Consider the following 19,633-nt stretch of genomic DNA (forward strand, 5'->3'; position numbering starts at 1 on the left):
GGATCGGTTTACTTCAGCAGAACCATCTTCTTGGTATCAGTGAAGTCCGCCGCCTGCAACTTGTAGAAGTAGACGCCGGAGCCAACACCAGAAGCGTTCCACGTGATGCTCACAGTCCCTGCATCTGCATAACCGTTGAACGACTCAACAACCTGACCGGCTACGTTAAAGACGGTCAAATTGTAGTGACCGGCTTCACGCATGGAGAAGTTGATTGTCGTTGTCGGGTTAAACGGATTCGGATAGTTCTGTCCCAGGTAGTAGCTGTCGGGCAGCGCCGCACCCTTGGCAACGCTGAAGTCGACAGAAACCTCGGACAAATCGGCACTCTTGACCGAAGATTCAACCAGGTTGATATCAAAGGCTCCATCCTTCTTAGCGCGTACGGTGACGGTAGCTATCGAACTACCCTCAAAGACGTCGCTGAGAACAGCGCCGGTGAGATCCAGGCTGTTGCCGTCGATCACCTGGTTGTAGAATCCACGACCATTAACCGCAGCGATATCACCTTGCTGTACGTTGACTATCTCAACCATACCGGCATCGATAGCGAAGTTCAGGTGATAAGCCAAAACGCCTTCCGCTCCGGTCATGTCAATACTGAAGGTGGCTTCATCGCCGGCCTTGAGGTACGGCACTTCCGTGGACACAGCAATTTGATCAGCACCGATCAATTTGGCCGCATCCTTCAGATGATCGCCATAGATGGAGTAGTTATAGGCAAAGATGGTCAATTCATCGAAACCTACATAACCATCCGGGACCGGCAGACCATCCGGTTCGCCGTCAGCCGTGGGGCCGAAGTCACAAGCCTGGCAGAAGCCGGCGTCGGCAGACGTCAGGTAGTAACTCGCTGCAATGTCACCGAATTCAACAAACTCGAGAACACCACTGAAGTCGAAGTCCCCAAGCAGATAGTTGGTGGCGCTGCAGAACGCGAACGTACTTGACGTATTACCGGCCTTATCGACCGTCCACAACGAGAAAGTCAGCATATCCATTTCCGGATAAGTGCCGAAGTCATACTCGGTACCGTAAATGACGTCACCGTAGAAGCCTTCGTCGAGAGCCGGAGCCGGAGCCGGTCCGTCGGTGTAGATCGGATAGTCGAAAGTGGCGTTGTAGCGGAAGAAATAGTATTGATCTTCCGTTGCACCGTCCCAGGTCAGATGGACACTGGCCGTCGGGGTGCCGTGGAAGTTAGTCGCCGGAGCCGGAGCAAGCTGATCGAGTTCGATCGTCGCATTGTACCAGGCGCCAACGTTCGCGGCCATATCACGGAAGCGAATCCTGATGGTGTAAACACCATCAGTCGCACTCTTCAACGTCCACGGATTGAACGTATTAGCCACCGGGATCCAGCCGGTGTTGCCGGACCAGTCGTCGTTGATGATCTGCATATCCACAGCGTCGCCGGGATAAGCAATACCAACGATCTCATTACCGGTCTGGCTGTTGGTGTAACCGGGAGCCGCCAGCGGATTGAGAACTGGATCCTGCTGGACCGTCATGGTGCCGGTAGGCGCCTCAGTGTCCAGAATGATCGTTGCCGACTCAATCGTACTCAAACGACCGGAACGGTCTTCGGTCTGCACGTAAACCGTCTTAGTACCGTCACCGGTGCTGAGAGTGAAGGAGTAGGGACCGGCGCCCCAACCAAGCGGGGTCGCTCCCGCCATAGCGGGATCCTCAGAAAGGTACACGTACTTGCGATAGGATTCGGTATAGGTGAAGTTAACACTAACGGTAGTGCTGTTGCAGTACGTGGCGCCGCCGTCGATGAGCACATCCGAAATCACCGGATCAGTGAAATCGAATCTGATGGCATCAGTAAGTTCTGAGGTCAGGAGACGTCCGGCGCAATCCTGAGCCTGAACATACAGGTAGTACAAGGTACCTTCCGTCGGAGTGCCGAAATCGTAAGCGAACGGATTCGGCGGGAAAGCCTCGGTTACCGTATATGTTCCCGATACTTCACCGGCCATGACCTGGATAATGTCAGTGGATGGATCGGCGACTTCGACGTTTACCACTGCCGTTTGTGACCAGTTGATTTCGCCCAAACCGTCATCGAGAGTGATTCCGGTAGCGGTTGGCGCGGTCAGGTCAAGGAAGATACTGTCTAACGACTCAGCACCATAATTGCCGATATTGTCGATCAGAACACCGTAAACCGTATGCCAGCCTTCGGTGTTGACCATATTCCAAAGAATGGAATCGGTATAAACCGTGGCGTCATACTGAGTATACGGACCACCCTGATTGTTACTTAAACCAACGTAAGCGATATCAGTATCGGACCAGCTGAATTCCACACGGATCCTGCGGTTATCGGTACAGCCGGAACGATCATTGATCGAGAACTGGTCGAAGCCGTTGTTGGTGCTGTCGAACTCGATCTGAGCCGAAGTATAACCAACGTTACCGGCATCGTCGCGCGACATGAAGTAAACGGTCTTGAGTCCGTCGTTGGCGCTGAGGGTCATGGGGACCGGACGTACCGGCGGCGGCATGGCCGCCCACTTCGTTGAAGCGCAATCGGCATCAGCGAGATCTTCAGAAACGATGTAAGCCATCGTACCGGAAGCTGCCTCGAAATTGCAATCGCCAACGATATCGCGCACGCCGGTCTTGGCCGGAGTCGGATCGACTACCAACCAGGCGTCATGTGGAGCCGGGGCGGTCTGATCGAGTTCAATCGTTTCCAGGCGATGCGGTGACCGGTTGAGGAACTCATCGTACAGGCGAGCATAATGAGTCTTGGTGCCGTCGCCGGCGGTAAGATCAAAGGTTGCCTTCGGATAAGTTTCTCTCACCCCGGACCAGGAACCGCCGGACCAGAATTCCACCTGTACGGCGGTACCGTCGTCGACATAAGTCAGGTTGACGGTCAGGTCGTTGGTATAATCCGGGTTGACCGGGCAAGTCGGATCGGCCATAGTCCACGACGTGAAGGTCGGGCAGGTCCAATCGATATAGAAGGTGTAAGTCTGGCTGGCGAAGTTACCGCCCGCATCCCAAACACCGATTTCCAGAGTATGCGGCACTGTTCCATCATCGACGCCCGCTACCGGTGTGATCGGAATCGGACAGCCGATGTAGTTCGCATGATACCCGGTGTTGGTGTAGGTGTCGGCGTTGATACTTGAAGCCAGGCCGCACCAGCCGAGGCCGTCGAACCGGTACCAGACATGGTCGATCTTGTACTGGTCGGTAGCTGAAATGTCAACCAGCAGCTTGTAGCCTTCATCCGGTGTATAGACATAGGGGGAACCCCATGAGTAGATATCGTCGCGCACCGGGTTGTTGGCGGTGAAGCTGATTGCCGGATTGACATTGTCCTCAAGAGTCAGATCCAGAGGAGTGTTGTCGGTCATGATCAGAACATCGAGAGAATCGGTGTAGAGCGAGTTGATCGTAATCTGGGTATTGCCGATTCCAATAACCTGGAACTGGGCAAACGCCAGGGTCGCATCGCCGTAACCGGAACCTTCGTATGTAGCGGCTTCAAAAATAAGCGTGCCGCTGGCCGGATCACCACCGACCGGAGCATATACGGTCGGATCAGGATCACCGAGGTAACCGTAGTTGTAATCCGCCGAGCCAGGCACGAATTCCAGGACGGCCGGATCAAAATTGACCGTGAAGGAATAAGTCGCCAGACCGACGCTATCCCACGGATCGCAACTCGGAACAGTCCAGTCAAAAGTCACATCGACATAGTCGAAGACTTCGTAAGTTGAACCGGCGGCATGAGCGCTGGCATTGAACATGGTAGGACTGTTGTCGATTTCACCGGCGCTGCCGTCAAGCGCATAAGTTGTACCGGCAAGACCGGAGTAGTAGTTGTATCTCCAGACGTTGCTGGCGGCTGAACCGTCATCCCAGCCCTGGATACCGTCATGGCCCCAGAGGCAGTTATAACGGATGCGGTTCGAGGTGGTGCCGTTGTCGGCGCCAACCGCGTATTCCGCGAAACCGGTGCCGCCGCCCATGGTGCCGAGTCCGCCGTTGTCATAGATATCGTTGTATTCGATATCTATGCTGTAGCAGCTATACAGCGAAATAGCGCCAAGCGGGGTGCCCCAGGTCAGATCGGTACTGTCGGGGTTGGTATCGCTTTGGGCGCAACCGTATATCACGTTGTTGGTGAACCATCCATTGTTGACGCTGAAAGCACCGATAGCGGCGAATTCAACGTCAAATATGGTACAACCATCAACCGTAACGTTGCTGGCGGCTGTCAACACCATACCGTAATCTGAGCACTCTGAAATAGTGCAACCCAGAATCTGGTTGTTGGCAATCGAGGCCGCGGCCGCGGCCGCAGGTGATTGAATGTCATTCTCGATATGATCGAGGAACACGGCCGGGGCGCGGGTGATGCCGGTGAAAGTACAGTTCTCGATAACGTTGTTATCGAGATTCTCACCGCCGGCGTAACTCACCACGCTGATACCGATCCAGCCGTTGGACACAGCCAGATTGCTGAAAGTACCGCCGTTGGTGCCGCCGTAGAAAGCCGCGAGGTTGTTGTTAAACACACAATTTTCGACCGTCAACCCGGTTGCCATGACGCCCTTGGTAACGATCGCACCGCGGTAGCCGGATACATTCAAACCGGATATGGTCAGGTCGACCGAACCGAAGACATCGAGAAAGTCCTTTCCGGTGGCGGTAATCCAGGTCGGAGGATTCGGATTCACGAAGAAGGTAGAATCAGCTCCGCCGACACCGATGATAGCCGAAACGTTCGACGGTACCGTCAGGTCGATATCAGTCGGATATGTTCCGGGGTAAACCTCGATAACATGCCCGGTTCCGCCGTAAGTGGCGGCGGTCCAAAGGGCCGTGTCCAGGTTGGTGAAGTACGGTGCGGTTCCGCCTTCTTTAACCATAAAGGTCGCTGCCGAGCCGAAGCCGGCCATTAGCAGCACGACACAGGCAGTGATGAGGAAACTTCTAGTTAGAGACATAATTAATTCTCAGCCTCCTAAAACTTCATTAGCAGCTTGCCGAACTAGCTAGGAGCGAACAACTCGTAGGTCTTGTTTAGGCGCTTCGGTAGGTCCGGCGCTTAGAAGGTCCTGGTCAATTCCACTCAGCTAGTCCGTGTGATTGGACTGAGCGGTAATAGCACAGGAATACTTGACTAAGTTCATTAAGGATGGTAGTTTTGAGGTGTCGCGGCAGGGGGACCTCAAACCCATGGTGGTACCCAGAAAGGTTTTTGGTTCCTCTGCTCGGCCCTAAATTTACCTCTCGCCAACGTATTCTGTGGTCTTACTCAATCGTCCTATTCTTGAGTTCTCTACAGAACAAGTCATTTTGATTACTCTTCCTTTAATGCACCTCCTTTCTGGCTACATTTTTCAAAGCCCGGTAGTCTGATGTTCTTCTGGGAACCGGGAAGAAGTATATTGAGCCGGAGTCCGCCCTGATCGTGATTGATGAGGTTGGCATAACCGGCATTTATTGGATTGTTGCCGTGCGTGGAGGGAGTTTCATCCGTGCGATTATTACACTGTCTGAACATTGAAGACGTTAGAGTAACCCAGGTCATTCTTCTATAACCAACCAGGCGGGTGAGACCAACCCGGAGGTTCTCCCATTGCTTTTACCCAGGTTCGCCGTGATCACTGAGCACATGATCTAACTTAATAAACAATCAACAGACATTGAGTGTCGTTATGCTAACGAACCTGAAGAGACATAGATTAAATAAAATTACCCTATTATTTAACTTGGCCACTTGCCATGCATACTGATTCTGTTATGCATTCCCTGCGCTATACGGTTTTCTCTGTTGTAGTGCTTGTGGCCAGGGAACCGTGCTTTTCCCTGTTCACTTAAGCCTTGTTAAGTCAATTCTAACTTACTGCGCTTCGCAAAAATCGCAATAGGGATAACCCCCCATTTTCATCTGGGATTCACCTCAACGAAGGGATCGTGAGGCCAATAGATATCTCAGTATCTATTATCTATAATCAGATAACTCCTTCCTGGATCGCTAAACGAACGAGTTGCGTGACGTTTCGGCACGACAGTTTTTCCATGACCTTGGCACGATGGTGTTCGACCGTCTTGGGACTTATATTGAGGTGTTGAGCCACTTCCTTTCCGGAATATCCCTCGACAACTAGTTTCATAACCTCCATCTCTCGCTCGGTAAGAACCTCCAGTACGGACTTGCGATCATGACCGTTCCCGCCATTGGCGTAATCCCTGATAACGATCTGGTTGACCGATTTGCTCAGGTAAGTCTGACCTTGCATAACCGCCGATACCGCCTCCTGGATTTCGCCCGCTCCCGCTTCCTTGAGCAAATAGCCACAGGCGCCATTACATAAAGCCCTGTACACGTATTCACTCTTATCGTGCATGGTCAGAACGATGATTTTCGTATTGGCGCATGCCCGATGGATGTGCTTCATGGCGTTTAGTCCGTCCAGCTCCGGCATGGAGATGTCCAGGAACACGACATCCGGCGTGCATTCCTGGATCGGACGAATGGCTTCACGTCCATTGGGAGCGTCACCAACCACTTCGAATTGGCCAATGGAGTCCAGCAGCGATGCCAGGCCTTGGCGGAAGATCTTGTGATCGTCCACGATAAAGACTCTGGTCCGTTTCATGTTGTTAAGTTCCCTCCTGATAAAGGCGTTTCTATTAGGAAGCGGGTTCCTTGTCCGGGTGAAGTGTCAATCTTAATGGTCCCTCCGACCATTTGAACCCTCTCCGCTATGTTAAGTATTCCGAAATTTTGTTTCTTTTCCCAGTTGGCCGTGATTTCGGACAGATTGAAGCCACAGCCGTTATCCATGAAGTCTAAAGCTACACTGTTGCGTTCAAGGTGCAGGTTGACAGAAAGTTGTGTTGCCTGGGCATGACGAGTCACATTGAGGACTAATTCCTGAAACACTCGAAACAGGTTTATGGCCAGGTCCTGATCGAGCCCGGAGTCGTCGCCTTCCACATGGAAGTGGACATCGATATTAGTCGGCAACTGTCCCAGATACCATTCCATGGTTGCGATTAGTCCCAGCGTGTCCATCATGCGCGGTCTCAGATGCGATGATATTCTCCTGGTGTCACGCATCGTTTCCGTAATCATGTCGGCTAGTCGTTCGAACAGCTCGCTGTCGCCGTTGTTGGCGCCTTTGATACGCAACTGTTCCACCATCATTTTAACGACGCTGAGCTGTTGGGCGATAGAATCATGAAGTTCTCTTGCGACAAAACGTCGGTCGGCTTCTTGCAGTTTTATCAACTGTGATGTGATCCATTCCAATTGTCGTTTCTTTTTTTGCAGCTCGATTTCCAATACCTGTTGATCCGAGATATCGATTGCGGTGCCGACCAATCCCTGTTGTTGTCCCCCTTCGTCCTTGATGACCGTGCTTGACATGATTGTCGGGAAGCAGTGTCCGTTTCTATGGCAGTGACCGACCTGACCGTAATGGCTGCCGTGTTCGACGGCGATGCTGTTAAATGGCTTTACTTCATCCTGCAATTGCTCCGGGGAGTGAAAGATACTCAGGTGTTTGCCGATCAACTCCTGGGGCTCGTAACCGTGCATACTGGCCCAGGAGCCGTTTGCATAAGATATATTTCCGTCATTGTCGGCGATCGCTATGCCGGCGATTGTTTGCTCTATGGCAGCTCGAAGATGTCGAAGTTCATTGACCTGATTGCGCAACTCGGTGATATCACGGCAGTAAAGAACGATGCGGGTGACCCGGCCATAAGAATTTTTAACGGGGTAGGCGATATGAGAGTAATGGTGACCGTCGAATGAATCCTCAAAATCAACCGGTTGACCGGAGTCGATGACACGCTTGACAATCTCCAGCCGGTGAGATTGAATCCTCGGTGGAAAGTCTGTCAGCAGGTATGTCCCAACTAGTTTATTCTCGTTTTTTCCTAGAACATCCTGGAGAGCTTTATTGGCTCGTATGATCCCAAGCCTGGTATCACAGAGGGATACCAGATCGTCAGTTGCATTAAGTGTGGCGGTAGCAGACTCTTCGCTTTCCTGTAATTTATCAAGCGCTATTTGACGAAGTGAAATGTCTACTATCATAACTATTATTGATTGACGACCCTCGAAGTTGGTGACATGAGCAAACATGTCTACCCAGTGTATCCCGCCAGTTTGATCCAGGATCCTGATCTCTCTTCGACTTCTGGAGGTACGATTGTTGGCCAGAGCTTCGTAATCATTTAAAATGGGAAGGCGATCATCAGGGAATACGAATGTGTTGACAGCATCATATACTGACATGCCGCGGAGCGTTTCGATGTTAGCTCCGGCCAATTCGGACACTACCGAATTAATAGAGTATACCATATTCCCCTGACAAACAATGACACCCTGTAGCGAGTTCTCGACTATGGTGCGAAGGTTCTCTTCCTGGATGTGCAGTTTGTTTCGCGCTTCCGCGAGTTTGCGAGCAGCTCTGAGTTTGTCTTTAACCTCTTCCATGCCGGCCAATGTCCGGGATAGTTCCTCCTGCTGTTTCTTAATCACTCTGTTTGAATGACGAGTGTGCCTCCAGGCGAGTAAGGCGCCCGTAAGCAGGAGGAACAAGGGAAGAAATGCCGCCAGGAAAGCCAGCCAGGGACGACGATTAAATATGGTCAACCATGAATTATGTCTGGCTGAGATAGTCAGGAAGCTGGCTCCATAGTCGGTCGATACTATCACCCTTGTTGGTCGATTTGTCTCAGGGGGAAGAGTTTTCACCCGACTGATGTCAGTACGTGCCTCGATCGGCAGCATGGCCATTAGCTCCAACTCTTTATTCACGAGGAGGAACTGACGATCGCCGGTGCTCATCAGGATCTGGCGATCACCGGTATCGAGGATATCTACCAGAGAGATCAAGTCCAATGGCCCGGCGGAAGAACATTCTGCCATGGGTGTCAATGTTTTGTCGTATGTCGCAATACAACCGTCGTTATATGCGGCAACGAAGATTTGTTCACTGTTTCCGTGGGCCGGTAAAACCGTCAATGTCTTCACCCAACGATGCTTATCGCCGCCCCATGAATAGGTGGTAACCAGATCGCCTGTTTCCGAGAAAAGGCACAACGAGCCGGCCGAGTCCGGAGTTGATGAAGACTTGTCGTTACGAACCGGTACGAGAATCTCTAAGCTATCGTTGGAATCGATATCCGCCGGAACAGGCAGGCCTGTTGAAAAAACAAAACCAAGTGTCTTCATCCATTGTAACTGGCCCTGTTCATCGAGCACTATCAGGTACGAATGGAGATCATCCATGTCGCCGACAACGGCCGCGTTCCCCTTGGAGCATATCCCCATGATGATTCGGGGGGGACCTCCCGGGTGAAGGGGAGTTATGTAGAAATTTGAAGCTGATACGATGCCGCTGATTTCGAATCGCCATAGGCAAGTGTCCCGACTGGGAGAGAAACAAATCAGCTCACGTGGGTACAGGTCGTAACCGACATCAACGTTGATGAATAACTCTGGTTTATAGTCGTGGTCGATATCGCCGGCGGCAAGTATCCGGCCGCTCCCGTCCCAATGACCGCTGCCGTCAAGGTCTGTACCATGACTCAGAGGTACGCGATGACTTGTCTTGGATGGAACATCCAGTATCTCCAACCATATAGTATCGACATACCTGTAGAAAGTAGCGATTTCATCGGTTCCATCGATATCCGTATCGATGGCGAAACAGTCGAAGATCGTTGATGCCGGGAAATTGTAATGCCAGACAGCTTCCGTACATTCCAGGTCATTATAGAATATGATGCAGGCGTTGGTATCGGGGAATTTCCATCGGTTGACTATCCGATAGGAAGCATAGCTGGTATCGCTGCCATTACGGTACAATCCCCAGAAACCGGTGGTGGCGTTTCCCGCGTCGGTGAAAACATCTAATTTATTTTCAATGACTAGACGGTAGGGAAGACTAAATGAATCCTCACCAGGATCAAGAAAGACATGCTCTGCAGGATAAACAGAGGACGAAAATAATAATAATACAACAAACGCCAATAAAAGCGCGCTTTTGGCCGTGCTGAGGCTAAACATGGTGGTACCCATACTTCGCTTTGTTCAGCACAATTAAGCAACGGTGTTCGAATTTGTCAACTAATCCAACTTCCATCAGACCAAAATCCTGATCGACAGGTCCGATGAAGAACCATGATGCTGTATCTTTGGACCGATTCTCCTTACTCATTCCATGGAGTGAAATCCGCATTGTCAGCGGTTACTACACTATTGGTCTCCCCGACACATTACTAAGCATGAATGAAATCAAAGATGAACGGTCGGCATTAATGGTATTGTCGGTAAATGGGGGATGTCCCTATATATGAAAATAGGTGAAATCACCTATAATTTTATAGTACATGTCTGATTATATCGGAATGTGCAGTTTGAAAACGAGGAATGTAATACATCTGAATAATGGATAGATCTATAATGAAGTAAACAAACGCATCACTGAGCCTGGATAAAATAGGCTATGATTAAGGAAGACAAAGGAATACTGTGATAGCTTGCGCTTATTGCCCCGGTCTGTGATGATACACATCCTATATCAGATCTAAAGAAAAGCGGATTGTCCGATTAACCGGGCAATCCGCTGCTGCCGTATACTCTCAACGGTTTTACGGACACGGAGCCGGGGCTGGGCCGTTCTGGAACATATATGTAACCAGATAAACCAGATCGGCGATATCCGGTCCGGAACCGCTGCCGTTGATGTCAACTTCTCCTGGACATCCCCCCTCAGGGCCGGATTGGAACATATACGAGACAAGGTAAACCAGGTCGCTAATATCTATCGATATCTCACCCGGGCTACCATCGGCCAGGATGTCGCCGCGAAGGCCGGCTATACAGCAGATGGGATCACAGGCATCACCGATTCCATCGTGATCCATATCTTCCTGTTCGGGATTGGCGATATTGATGCAGTTGTCTATCGGATCGATCACACCGTCGTTATCGAGATCGGCGTCAAGAGCACGCATATAAACCGAGAATACCAGAGTGTCGGTCTTAAGCGATAATGAGTCAGTCACCTGTAGAGTGATGGAAGCCGGTACCCTTAATTCCGGATCGACACCCTCAATGCCCTGCGGCGAAAGTCTGAGCTCGATATGGATACTGTCACCCGGTGCGAGCTGCTCCTCGATGGGTGTCATCTCAAACCAATCGGTATAAGTCGATCCGAAGGAATAGTTGAAATTGAAAGTCAGCGATCGAACCGGATCGATATTGGCAAAAGATACCGTGTCGACGAAATCGGATTCATAATAAGCCGCGGCTGTATCGTAAGCCCATAAGTCAGTCCCGACCGAGCGGGATGGAGTATCGTTAAGTTGAGCGGCAATCTGCAGCAGATACATGTTGACCGAGTGGAACCGGGTAAGCAATCGTGGCACATCATCCAGGTCGGGCCAGAACCCGTCACCGGCTTCGATCAGATATGAAAAGCATTTCCGTCTTTGTGTCTGGTCGCCATAGGTCCAGTCATAAGCGGTTCCGTTGGGACCGCCCGTCGAGAAAAAACCGTAAGTAAGAGAACAGAAGCCTATATCGCACATGGTCAGGGTAGAGGGTAGTTGCTGGCATTCATCGATGAAAACCGGAGTGAGGAAGAAATTATACGGGATGTTCATGAAGTTACCGTAAGAATGGTAGTGGATCGAAGCACAGAAATCATGGGCATTGTAGAAATCGCGCATTACCTGGGCCTCAGGTTCGGAAAACGGACCGGCGCCGCGATATATCTCCGAAGCACCCTGCGTCGATGAACCGATGTCGTTGTAACCCCAGCCATAACCGAAATTGCGGTTAAGGTCGATGCCGTAGGAACCATCGCCGTTGTCTCGTCGATTCTTGCGCCACATGCCGCCGCCGTCCGGATTAGTCAGTTCGTTATAGACGAAACCGTCCGGATTGACTACGAAAATTACCCAGATTTCGGTATTGTCGATGATGTTTTTAATATCGTACTGGTCGTGGAACGTCAGCAGTTGTTTCACGGTGTACAGCAGTATTTCATAGGTTATCACTTCGCGGGCGTGAATAAGACCGTTGAGTTGTACCTCCGGTTCGTCTTCGTCGACCGTCACGTTGTCTGATATTTTCATCGCCACAATCGGGCGTCCCTCAAGACTGTGCCCGATCGTATCGAGGAGAGCCAGGTCGGGGTATACGCTCACGAGTGAATCCGCTTCAGTCAGAATTTCATCGTAGGTATGAAAACCACCCATTGACTTGTTCGGATCGATCCGTGCTCGGTTATACTCCTCACAGTTTTCGATCAGAACTTCGCCATGAAAACGTTCGATTAGAAGTTTGGTTTCATCATAGACGGCGACTACCTCCAGTGATGAGTCCGGGTAATGTCTGACGACATCGAAACCGTAAGACTGGAATTCTTCAAGCAGATCCAACGCGACGGGAGGAACTTTGACCAATGCATGATTTTGATAACCTGATGATGGATCTGAATCGGCGGCTGATACAGCGCCAGGCAGGAGCGTCAATAGAAGACCGGCACTCAGGCAAACAGTGAGAAGGAGACGAACAAGACTAAAATTTTTGAACATGGCTCATGGCTCCCGGATTGAGATTACTCATCATACTCAAATGACGGGCGATGACCGGGTTTCTTGCGCATCCCTGGTCGATAAGTGAGGGGGAAGCTCATCGACGAAGCATTAACAAGGGGCTGGACGGCTTTATGAGGAAATGTTGAAAAATACTAAGGGAGAATAATCCCTCTGACGCCTAATGTCAAATAGCTCCGTACTCGTTCCGTGAGTGACTCGATGTGGCCTGTATTATTGACATGTCAAACAAGGCGCAGGGCTTTTTTCAACAAATCCGGTCTGAAGATTCTCCTGGGTTTGGCGTTATTGCTTGTGTAACTATTCTCAGTAAAATGACGCGGATTTGAAACAAATGTTTAATGCCAGACGGTATTTATAAGTTGTTCTATCACCAGGTATTCCATTCTTGGCATCCACACCGGTTTGCCGATGATAAGTTATTGACAGTTCGTATGGTATGTGCTTTATTACCACTGTTGGTAATACCGATACCACTCAAGAAGCGACGATATAGATCTTCCGCTCTTTATTAGTGCAACAGATAAAACGAATCAATAACTGAAGCAGTTAGCGCTCGGGCTGAATTACAGTCTTGCTGTGCCTCTTGATCGGTAACTTCGGCGTTATCCAACGCGGAGAGCAGAATTCACCGTTGATGGGAAACTACATACCTGAGGAGGACAAACTATATGATGGGACAAGAGAGAGTGAGGAAGTTCTGTCTGGTCTGCGGTCTGGTACTCGTTTTGACCGTAGCTGTATTGGCCGGAACCGCCACCTGGCCAAATCGCTTCGTGAACATTACCAGTACTCCGGGTACGGAGCAAATCAATGCTGATGTGGCAAGAAATGAGATAATGCCGGGTGAAATTTATGCCGCCTGGACCGAGTTCACTGCCGCCGGGTTTGGTTTGTCGTCGATTGGCTATGGTTTTTCACCCGATAATGGACTCACCTGGGCATCGGCGATACAAACACCGCCGCTGCCGTATTCCTCGGAATGGAATCCAGCCCTGGCGGCAATTCCTACCGCAGGTTCACCGATAGGTGCGTTCATGCTGGTTGATGCAGCCTATGGCCCCGGAGTACCCTGGGTTACCAGCAATGGTATCGTGATGAGTGTTTCACCTGGAACCGGGGCGCCGTTTACCATGTCCGCACAGCTTTCCGCCAACACGCCGGGGATAAACTGGCTGGACTACCCCAATATCGATATTGACGACCACCCCTCTTCTACTCCGGCAACGAGCGGAGCGGCTCATATTGCCTGGGTTGAATATCTCGATGCTTCAGGTGGTGATGCCGACGGTAATGGAAATCCTTTCGATGACCCGGGGCTCGATAATTACACGATCTGGTATGCCTATACACATACCAATCCGGCCAATATCCCTGCCTTTCCTATGTTCAGTGCTCCTGTTCCGATTTTCGGAGGATTAGTTGCCGGTAATCAACCGGCGGCTCAGCGTCCGGATCTGGCCGTTGCCGGGATCGGCAATGCGATTGTGCCGCAGGGAGGCGTTTATGTAACCTGGACCGATATCGGCACCCTTTATGTCGATGCTTCCATTGCTCCCGGGGCCGGTTTTGGAGCACTGGGAGGAGCCCCCGTTTTATTCCCCATTATGCCGCCGCCATCAGTCGTAGTACCGGGTATCAATATGGCCACGACAGCGAGTATCGCAGTCGATGGATACGGCCCCTGCCCCGGGATGGTTTATCTGGTCTATGCCGATTATAGTACGGGAACCGATATGGACATCTGGTTTTTATCCAGTCCGACCGGTCTTCCGGGGGCCTGGATAGGACCGGTACGGGTCAATCAGGATCCGATCGGAAACGGTCTCGATCAATGGGCGCCGGAGATCGTGGTAGACCCGTTGACAGGTATGTTGTATGTCACCTACTACAGCCGTGAAAACGATCCCTCGAACACCAAAATTGAAACATGGGTTGCCATGTCCCCTGACTGTGGTGTGACCTGGACGCCGACACGCATTTCTGATTCCGGTCCAACCCCGCCGCTATCGACTATCCCCATGCCTCCGGCGGTGTTTTATATCGGGGATTACCTGGGAGCGGATGCTAACTGGATCGATGGCTCAGCGTTCGTATGGAACGATGGACGCAATGGGATGGATCAGGATATATTCTTCGAGAATATAAAAACCTTCGACACTGATGGCGATGGTGTCCCTGATTTGACCGACAACTGTCTCAATATCCCTAATCCGGCTCAGGCGGACACAGACCTTGACGGGGTTGGCGACCTCTGTGACAACTGCCCTTCCACGGCGAATCCATCACAAGTCGATACCGACGGTGACGGCCTTGGTGATTTGTGTGATCCCGACGATGACAACGACGGTGTGCCGGATGCCTCCGATATCAACCCGCTTGATCCTTACCTTTGCCAGGATGCCGACGGCGACGGTTGCGATGATTGTGGCATCGGTGTCGATGGTTTTGGACCGATGGCCGACAACACACCGCTTAACGACGGTCCTGATACCGACGGCGACGGCCTCTGTGATATGGGTGATCCGGATGACGACAACGACGGTGTGCCCGATGCCTCTGATACTGATCCCTATAATCCGTTCGTTTGTGAGGACCTTGACGGCGACGGCTGTGACGATTGTGCCGTCGGCAATGACGGTTTTGGACCGATGGCCGACAACATGCCGCTTAACGACGGTCCGGATACCGACGGCGACGGTCTCTGTGATATGGGTGATCCGGATGACGACAACGACGGTGTGCCTGATGCCTCCGACACTGATCCCTATAATCCTTTCGTTTGTGAGGACCTTGACGGCGACGGCTGTGACGATTGTGCCGTCGGCACCGATGGCTTCGGTCCGTTAGCCGATAATAATCCCGCTAATGACGGGACCGATACCGATGCGGATGGAATCTGTGATTTTGGCGATAACTGCATCGCCGTGCCCAATGCCTCACAGCTCAATTCCGATGCCGACACGCTCGGTGATGCCTGTGACAATTGCCCGTTCGTCGACAACAACGACCAGGCCGATTCCGACAGCGACGGTATCGGCGATGCCTGTGATACGGGCGGTTGTTGTGTCGTTATGGGAGATATCAACAATGATGGCACCGGCCCGGACATCTCGGACCTGGTCTATCTGGTGTCGTATATGTTCTCCGGCGGTCCGACGCCTGTCTGCCTGGATGCTTGTGACATTGACGGCTCCGGCAGCGGACCGGATATCTCGGACCTGGTCTATTTAGTAACGTACATGTTCTCAGGCGGACCCGCTCCGGCGCCTTGTCCGTGATATATATAACGATCGAGTATGAAATAAGGCGAAGGGTCAATTGACTCTTCGCCTTTTTCGATGAGAGTAATTATATGGCCGGTCCGTTCCGGCCTCGGGACAAGCGTTATCCGCCCGCCCCTTCAACCTCGGTAGGATCACCGGCAAAGGCGCCGGCGTAAGCAGTTTTTCGATCCACTATTACCGGTCGAATATCCATAACCGGGCCAAAGGTGTGTTCCTTGCCGGGAGGAGAGGCGATAACCTGGTTACCGGCTGCCTGCCAACCCTTGATACCTTCCTGATATGCGTAGACATTTTTCATCCCGAGGTTTTCGAGGCGTTCGACCGCCTGAGACGCCAACGTACACTCATAATCGTTGGAATAGACCACTATGATCGACTCGGGATTCATGGTATGAGCGACACGGAAAACCAGCGAACCAAGGGGAGCGGTCTTGGCTCCGGGGATATGACTCTTTTCGTATTCAACATCGCCGCGAACATCGAACAAGGCCAGGGGGCCGTTGTCCAGGCGCTGTCTCAATTCATCGGTATTAATAGTCTTCATTGTATCCATCCTTTCCGGATCGAAGCCGGTCATTCATGGGGCTGTGATCCGAATTGCCTCTTCGTTATTTGAGGTCATTAACAAGACCGGCCGTCGAACGGTTCCCTTAAAATTAGATAAAATAGAGCAATAATATCCATATTACGATTGTCGAGCCATTACGAAATGCCTTGATGGCTGCCCAAGCTGTTGTAATGGAAGAAAATAAGGTTGTCGGACAGTGACGTTCGGAGATGTTAATTATCAGGCGGAAAAGATTAAACGCCTGCGAGAGCCGATAACAATAGCCTGCCGACGTCGGCAGTATACCGGCGGGAAGATTATTCTATTTATGGACGGTTGTGCAGTCGAGCCAGGCGTACACGGGCATCATCTGCCTCCGGAACCGGGGGAGAGGCATTGCCCCAAAACTCGAGGAAACTTTCATAGGCCGCGGCTGCGTGCTCATAATCTCCGAATCCTTCGTAAGCCAATCCCGACAGGTATATTGCCTCGATGTCCCGAACCGCCCAAAGGTATTGTCGGTATCCTGTCGATCTCAGAAGCTCTCGATAAATCGAGACGGCATGTTCGTAGTCCCCTGCTTCCAGGTAGGCGCGAGCCAGTAAATATCTGACCGGGGAAGAACTGAACATCGAATCGGCCGAAGTCAACAACGTTATGGCATTGTCATAATCACCGCTATATAGGGCGATTGCTCCGTAAGCATAAGCCGCTCCATAACGCATATACGGCAATGAGGATATTTCCAACTGGTGCGCAATCTGCCGGGCCTGTAACTCATCACCGGCATACGCCGCATATTGAGCGGCAATATGGCGATAAGCTAATCCCGGATTGGGCTGGATGGAGTCAATGCTCGCCGGGCATGATTCCAATATCCTGATCGCTTCATCGCCGTTGCCTTGCAAAGAAAGGAGTTCCGCCAACAGGAAGCGCTTTACCGCAAGGTTCAGCACCAGCTCATTTTCAAGGTCGAATGCCGTTGTTTCCCTGAGTTGCTGTGTCGCTTTTTTCAACTCACCTTTTCGAATCGAAAGGCATGCTCCATAGAGATGACCCTGGGCAACGAGAGTCGGATTGTCCGAAATCTGAAGATCGTGTATCAACTCTTCCGCTTGAGCATAATCACCCAGGAGAATCAGGTTGCGAATCAGATGCATCCGGGAAGCGGCAAAGTTGGCATCGATCGTAAGAGCTTGCCGGTAACTCTCATTTGCTTCTTCGAGCTTGTTGCCGGCCGTAAGAATATCACCTCTGGTGTCGTAAGGATTGGCTTCATTCGGATCGATTTGAACATAGCGATCGGCAGTCTTTTCCGCCAGGTCAATACGTCCATCCATCAGGGCGGAGTATGCCAGCCGATTCAACGCTCCTTTGGACAAGGGGTCGATTTCGAGAGCACGTTCAGCCATAATGATCGATTCCTCGTACTCCCGCTTAAGACTCAGGAGTACCGCCAGTTGAATGAGCAGATCCTTCTCGTCGGGATAACGCTCAATGGCTGTGCGAAGATAGGTAATGGCGGTGGTTGTATCGCGCAGGACCAGTGCTTCATGACTGCGCACACGGTAACGATCAGGAGTACTGGTGTTGTCAATAAAGCGAATTGCCTTGCTGAGCATCTCAGGTTTGCCAAGAAGACTCAGGTAATAATAACCCATTGCAAAAGTGGAGTCGCAATCGACGGCCTTCTGAAAAGCCATTCGCGCTTCGTGATCGTAGGTATTCTCGAGGTAATTGAGGCCCTGCAGATAGTAGTTATAAGCTTCTTTCGAAGTCGTCGTATAATCGGCGATATGACGGTCAGGTTCATCGAGTGCCGCGCTGGGCAAAGCAAGATCGTTCTTAACCTGTATCGTCAACCGGTCAACCAGGCCGAACACATCATCGCCCGGTTTTCCTTCAATCCGCTGAGTAGCGACAACATCACCGCTTTTAATCTCGGCTATCTGGGATGTAACCAGAAGCGGATCGCGCCGTACGACTGCTCCTGTCAGCATCCACTGGGCTCCGGATCGTTCGGCCAGCTCCGTAGCTTCATCGGCAGAAATCGGCTGGATCGGATCCAGCTCAATCGAGCGCATAAGATCATACAACCGTTGCGCCGATACTACCTGAACATAACGGGATTCACCCAGGTCAGTGATGAGCAGAGTGGCGATGATTTCTCCTAAATCGTCGTTGCTGTCGGGTGCGGTCAGGTCGTCGAAATACATGACGATCATACGATTCGAGGCTGCTACCAACTCATCGCCGGGACCGATTTCGGGATTCCAGGGCCAGGCAACGAGAATTGCCAGGATCAACACCGTCGCTACGGCCGGGAATAATCGAAAGAATCGGTTATGACGGACAGGACTCGGTACGGATCCGTACGAGGCCAAAGATTCTATCTCGCCCTGTACCTGCCGATCATAACGCAAATGCCGAATGGTTTCCTCGAACTGGATCGCTTTCTCATAGCAGGAATCACATTCCAGCAAATGTATTTCAAGCTCTTCGCGGTCGGATTCCGACAGGATATCCAGTTCCAGCGCATAAAGCATTCGCTCATATCGTTTATCGCGACAAGGATCCGTCATTGTTCGTCTCCGCCGGTTAAACACCGGTTTAGGGCCGCTCGGGCGCGACTGAGAATAGTATATATATTAGTTCGGCTGAGACCGGTCCGGCGGCAGATCTCATCCATCTCATACCCTTCGTATGAAAGCCGAAGAATCTCGGCGTGGCGGACATTGACTCGATGTAATTTCTTGAGGCAGGCTATCAGTCGGCGCCGAAATTCCGGATCAGGAGTCCAGCCGCCGGGGGATGGGGTTTCAGTTTCGGACGTGAATCGATCCCGATAGCGGCCTTCTTTTCGGTAAAAGTCAACCAAACGGCTCTGGAGAATAGAATGTGCCCACGCAGAGAAACTCACCGTGATTTCAATATCACGGAAAGCGGCAGCTATGGTTGTGAGGGCATTCTGCACGATTTCCTCGCAGTCCTGTGGATTCATTACCTTGCGACGGACAAGATAATGAAATCTTGCAGCAAGCAGTTCGAACAGCTGTTTTTCAGCGCGGCGATCACCTCTACCGGCCGCCTGGTATAACTCGTTGACATTCATGGATCGGAACTGTTTCTGATAGCTCATCATAGCCCTGCATACTGCTGTGAGCAGTCAACCGTATCA

8 protein-coding genes are annotated in these 19,633 nt (G+C 51.4%); 1 reads left to right on the plus strand and 7 read right to left on the minus strand.

What is annotated here, in order from left to right:
* Nucleotides 1-8: 8 nt before the first annotated feature.
* The 4 genes from PLF13_10885 to PLF13_10900 form a co-directional block, all read right to left on the minus strand.
* On the minus strand, nt 9-4,976 hold the full coding sequence (locus PLF13_10885; GenBank protein ID HOP07782.1) for a T9SS type A sorting domain-containing protein: 4,968 nt from the start codon (nt 4,974-4,976) through the stop codon (nt 9-11).
* A gap of 1,011 nt (nt 4,977-5,987) precedes the next feature.
* The gene (locus tag PLF13_10890) at nt 5,988-6,635 is read right to left on the minus strand and encodes a response regulator transcription factor (protein ID HOP07783.1); all 648 of its coding nucleotides are present in this window, start codon (nt 6,633-6,635) and stop codon (nt 5,988-5,990) included.
* Complete coding sequence (locus tag PLF13_10895) at nt 6,632-10,063, minus strand: PAS domain S-box protein (protein HOP07784.1); 3,432 nt, start codon at nt 10,061-10,063, stop codon at nt 6,632-6,634. Before PLF13_10895 ends, PLF13_10890 begins: the two co-directional genes overlap by 4 nt.
* Before the next feature lie 584 nt (nt 10,064-10,647).
* The gene (locus PLF13_10900) at nt 10,648-12,600 is read right to left on the minus strand and encodes a M14 family zinc carboxypeptidase (GenBank protein HOP07785.1); all 1,953 of its coding nucleotides are present in this window, start codon (nt 12,598-12,600) and stop codon (nt 10,648-10,650) included.
* A gap of 692 nt (nt 12,601-13,292) precedes the next feature.
* Here PLF13_10900 and PLF13_10905 point away from each other — a divergent pair.
* A complete protein-coding gene (locus PLF13_10905; GenBank protein ID HOP07786.1) occupies nt 13,293-15,902 on the plus strand; it encodes a thrombospondin type 3 repeat-containing protein in 2,610 nt (869 codons plus the stop codon).
* Nucleotides 15,903-16,008: 106 nt separating this feature from the next.
* Here PLF13_10905 and PLF13_10910 read toward each other — a convergent pair whose 3' ends face one another.
* The 3 genes from PLF13_10910 to PLF13_10920 form a co-directional block, all read right to left on the minus strand.
* Nucleotides 16,009-16,452, minus strand: a complete 444-nt coding sequence (locus tag PLF13_10910) for a rhodanese-like domain-containing protein (GenBank protein HOP07787.1) — start codon at nt 16,450-16,452, stop codon at nt 16,009-16,011.
* 329 nt (nt 16,453-16,781) lie between these two features.
* Nucleotides 16,782-19,037: a tetratricopeptide repeat protein gene (locus tag PLF13_10915; protein HOP07788.1), complete on the minus strand. Its 2,256-nt coding sequence runs from the start codon at nt 19,035-19,037 to the stop codon at nt 16,782-16,784.
* Nucleotides 19,034-19,597: an RNA polymerase sigma factor gene (locus PLF13_10920; GenBank protein ID HOP07789.1), complete on the minus strand. Its 564-nt coding sequence runs from the start codon at nt 19,595-19,597 to the stop codon at nt 19,034-19,036. Before PLF13_10920 ends, PLF13_10915 begins: the two co-directional genes overlap by 4 nt.
* Nucleotides 19,598-19,633 lie beyond the last annotated feature (36 nt).

It is taken from the genome of Candidatus Zixiibacteriota bacterium, assembly GCA_035380245.1.
Taxonomy (GTDB): Bacteria; Zixibacteria; MSB-5A5; order GN15; family FEB-12; genus DAOSXA01.